We start from the raw sequence: 4,293 nt of genomic DNA, 5'->3' as shown, positions 1-4,293 counted from the left end.
GCCGGTAAACTGACACCTGAAATTGAGGAGACAATTAGAAAAGTAGCTGCTGAAACAGCTGAGAAATACAAACAGTAATTGAGTAAATGAGTGATTGAGGATTTCCTCATTTACTAAATTACTCAATAACACATCTACCAAAATATGGCTGGATTAAAAGAAATACGCACCCGGATAGCATCGGTAAAAACCACCCGGCAGGTAACCAGTGCCATGAAAATGGTTTCGGCTGCCAAGTTAAAAAAAGCGCAGGATGCTATTATGCAAATCAGACCGTATGCCGAAAAGCTACACGAGATACTAACTTCGTTGAGTGCCAGCCTCGAAAACGTTGAAGATTCGGTTTACACACAATCACGCGAACCTAAAAAAGTGCTTCTGATTCTGGTATCATCAAACCGCGGTTTGTGCGGAGGTTTTAACAGCAATATCACCAAAAAAGCGGTTGAAGTAGCCAAAACAAAATATGAGCAACAGTTGCAACTGGGTAAGCTCGATTTTATGTGCATCGGGAAACAGGGTGCACGCCAGCTAAAACACCGCGGGTATAAAGTTGTGGCCGACGAAAATGAGTTGTTCGATGCACTGACTTTTGAGAATGTTTCGAGAGTTGCTGAAGAGTGCATGAAATCGTTTGCCGACAAACATTACGACCGCATTGAGTTGGTGTACAACCAGTTTAAAAATGCCGCCGTACAGGTGCAGGCTGCCGAGCAGTTTCTACCGGTTGAAATAGAAGAAGACAACGACGATGGTAATTACAATTTTATTTACGAACCATCGAAAGAGCACATTATACGGGAACTGATTCCGCGTTCCTTAAAAATTCAGTTTTACAAAGCTTTGCTTGATTCGAATGCTGCCGAGCACGGCGCCCGAATGACAGCAATGCATCAGGCAACCGATAATGCCACTGATCTTATCGGTTCGCTTACGCTTGAATACAACAAAGCACGCCAGGCAGCCATTACAGGAGAAATCCTGGAAATTGTAAGCGGCGCCGAAGCATTAAACGGATAAATCGTTTTTATAAAAATATTGGAAAACCGTTCTTTGAAAAAGGAACGGTTTTTTTATGAAAAAAAATCAAAATGATGCAATTTAATAACCCCTCCTGACTTTCCCAAAGGGGAGGAAATATCCCCTTCGGGGGATTATAGGGGGTCAGAACAAATTTGTTAATCAGAGCCGTGAAACTTCTTATCTTGCGTGTATTTTACACGGTTAATCGGTTTCTTTATTTGTAAACCGGGCTCACCCACTTTTCCTTTGGAGCATATTTACTTTCAGCCGCCCAACGGATTCCGCGTTTCATAATTTCCAGCGCTTCCGTCACTTCAAAATCAGTCATCACGTGGCCCAGCGAGCTGTAAAATATACGTCCGTTACCATAGTATTTTTTCCAAACCACCGGCATCACAGACTTATCTATCCACGACGAATGTTCAGCGGTAAACTCAGTTGTAGCCAGTACTTTTACGTTCGGATCGATATGCATGTAGTACTGCTCCGAATGCATCTTAAAATCATTCATTCCTTTTGTTACCGGATCATATTTGTCGGTTATTTTCACCGAATAATCAATAACACCACCGGGATGTGATACCCATTGCCCGCCGACCATAAACTGGTATTCAGTGTTATTTCGGAACGAATCGCCTATACCTCCATGCCAGCCCGAAAAACCGGCTCCGTTTCGTACGGCTTTTAACAGTCCCTTTTCCTGCTCATTGCTTATGGTGCCTATCGTCCAGGTTTGGATAATCAGATCAACAGTGGCCATTAACTCTTCATCCAGGTAGCTATCCAGGTTGTCCGACACCGTAAGCTCTGCACCTTCAGCTTCTAACCACGGTACAAAAACCTTAACCGATTGTTCCGGTTCGTGACCACTCCAGCCACCATATATGTACAGTACTTTCTTTCCTTTCAACGAGTTTGTTTTTTGCATGTTTTTTCCGGCGTAAATTTTTGGAGTTAAAAATATTAAACCTACTGCCATTACTACACAGCTTAGTTTAAATTTTATTCTGTTTCTACTTAGCATAGTTTGATTAATTTAATATCCGCCAAAAATAAAGTAAAATGCCGGACTAAAAAACCAAATGCAGGTTAATACCTTTTAATATCAACTACTTTCTGAACAGCGGTATAACCCGGGAATTGATACCCCCTCCTATAGTTTTACGAGAAAGCAAATTTTTTTTCAGGATCACCCGAATATTAAATGTATATTTTATGATGCGTTGGAGAATGTAAAATGTGAGTACAGTACAGAATTGAAAATTTTGTGGGTCGTGGCAGATTCGAACTGCCGACCTCATGCCTGTCAAGCATGCGTTCTAAACCAACTGAACTAACGCCCCCTACCCTGTCATCCGTCAGCCGACGGACTGAACCGGCTGAGCTAATGCCTCCGGAAACGGACATAAATATAACAAAAAAGAGACATCGCTAAATGTCTCTTTCTCGTTTTATTTGCTGTATATCTCGCTTAAATAAGGAACTTGATAACAAACAATATAACCAATACAATCATTACGATTGAAAGATCTTTCAGTTTTCCGGTTAAAAGCTTCAACAGAACATAGGAAAGCATACCAAAAACAATACCCTCAGCAATACTATAAGTAAGCGGCATTGCAATTATTGTAATAAACGCCGGTATAGAGTCGGTATAATTTTCAAAATCAATTTTAAGGATTGGCGACATCATAAAGAAACCAACCAAAACTAATGCTGGTGCTGTTGCTGCTGCAGGTACCATGGTAAACAATGGGGCAAAGAACAGAGCAATAAAGAACAATACTGCAGTAGATAATGCAGTTAATCCTGTTTTACCGCCTTCGGCAACACCCGATGCACTCTCTACATAAGTAGTAACTGTACTGGTTCCGAAAATCGCACCAAAGAAAGTACCAATTGAATCGGCGAAAAGTGCTTGTTTTACGCGTGGGACTTTTCCTTCTTCATCCAACATCCCTGCTTTTGACGACACGCCAACCAGTGTTCCTACTGTATCGAACATATCTACAAAAAGGAAAGTAAACAGTACAATCAGCATATCCAACGTGAAAATCTGGCTAAATTCAAATTTCATGAAAATAGGAGACAACGATGGTGGTAAATCTACCAGATGTCCTTCGGGCATGTGAGTAACTCCAAACGGAATTCCGGCTATAGTTGCCGCAAAAATACCAATCAATAGAGCACCTTTAACTTTCAGAATCAACAAAACTGCTGTAAGCACAATTCCGAATAAAGCGATAAGTACGGCTGGAGACCCCATATCGCCTAAACCAACCAAAGTCGCATCATTATTTATTACAATACCGGAATTTTGAAGCCCGATAAACGCAATAAACAATCCGATACCAGCAGAAACTGCATGTTTCAGTGGAAGAGGAATTGCATTTACAATTAACTCGCGAATATTAAAGGCAGTAAGCAGGATAAAAATTATCCCTTCAAGAAAAACTGCAGTGAGTGCAAACTGCCAGGAATGTCCCATTCCCAAAACAACGGTGAAGGCAAAGAAGGCATTCAGTCCCATTCCCGGGGCAAGGGCAAATGGCAACCGGGCTACCAGAGCCATAACCAATGTCGCAACAAAAGCCGATAAGGCAGTTGCGGTAAAAAGCGCATGTTTATCCATTCCTGTGGCACTTAATATATCCGGGTTTACTGCCAGAATATAGGCCATCGTCATAAACGTAGTTACTCCTGCAAGTATCTCCGTTTTTACGTTTGTTTTATTCTCTTCGAGTTTGAAAAACTTGTTCAGCATTATTCAGTTATATTTTATTTAGAATGTATATTTAACTGCAACAGTTGGTTTAACAGCAAACTCGTCACCAACGAAGTTGTTGCTCAACTCTATTTCAGTACCAAACGAGAAGTTTTTACATGGGTTGTACCACAATTGAGGCTCAGTTAAGAAACGGTAGTCAGTTCCCCAGAACATTTCTTCTTTCCAGAAATCAGCAAAACCGGTGAAAGTAAATTTACCTTCAGCCATTTGTACTGTCCATACAGCTGTTAACTGAAAAGCTGCATCTTCTTTGTCTTTAATGTACTTGTAGTTGGCCTGCAAAGTCAGAATTTTAGAGAAATCAGCCGAAGCCCAGGTACGTTCCACACCAGCCAACCAGCAGTTTTCAATTGGAATCCAGGGAGCATCTTCAGGAGCTAGCTTCATTGTTCCGCCATTGTATTCAACACGTGGCATAAATTTCTGAGTTTCGTTCCATTTAAAAGCACGTGCAATTTCCCAGTAAGCCAACGAAATACCAT

The 4,293-nt window shown here is 41.2% G+C and carries 4 protein-coding genes and 1 tRNA gene; 1 reads left to right on the top strand and 4 read right to left on the bottom strand.

Annotated elements, in window-relative coordinates; translation table 11 throughout:
* Positions 1 to 144: 144 nt before the first annotated feature.
* Positions 145 to 1,020 carry an ATP synthase F1 subunit gamma gene (gene atpG, locus ABZB17_RS20930; protein ID WP_303925980.1) on the top strand — a complete coding sequence of 292 codons (876 nt, stop codon included), beginning with the start codon at positions 145 to 147 and terminating at the stop codon, positions 1,018 to 1,020.
* A 217-nt stretch (positions 1,021 to 1,237) separates the two neighbouring features.
* On the opposite strand, the gene ABZB17_RS20925 is transcribed toward atpG, so the two are convergent.
* The 4 genes from ABZB17_RS20925 to ABZB17_RS20910 form a co-directional block, all read right to left on the bottom strand.
* Positions 1,238 to 2,002: a ThuA domain-containing protein gene (locus tag ABZB17_RS20925; protein ID WP_372653301.1), complete on the bottom strand. Its 765-nt coding sequence runs from the start codon at positions 2,000 to 2,002 to the stop codon at positions 1,238 to 1,240.
* A 289-nt stretch (positions 2,003 to 2,291) separates the two neighbouring features.
* Positions 2,292 to 2,366: transfer RNA gene (locus tag ABZB17_RS20920), tRNA-Val, on the bottom strand.
* Between the two features lie 128 nt (positions 2,367 to 2,494).
* Positions 2,495 to 3,787: an NCS2 family permease gene (locus tag ABZB17_RS20915; RefSeq protein ID WP_372653298.1), complete on the bottom strand. Its 1,293-nt coding sequence runs from the start codon at positions 3,785 to 3,787 to the stop codon at positions 2,495 to 2,497.
* A gap of 18 nt (positions 3,788 to 3,805) precedes the next feature.
* Positions 3,806 to 4,293: DUF5020 family protein (locus ABZB17_RS20910; protein ID WP_372653295.1), on the bottom strand; the 488-nt coding region annotated here is incomplete at its 5' end.

This window comes from Draconibacterium sp., from assembly GCF_041583095.1.
In the GTDB taxonomy this organism is placed as follows: Bacteria; Bacteroidota; Bacteroidia; order Bacteroidales; family Prolixibacteraceae; genus Draconibacterium.
Note: the sequence above shows the minus strand (reverse complement) of the source record. Positions and strands in the feature narration are given on the sequence as shown.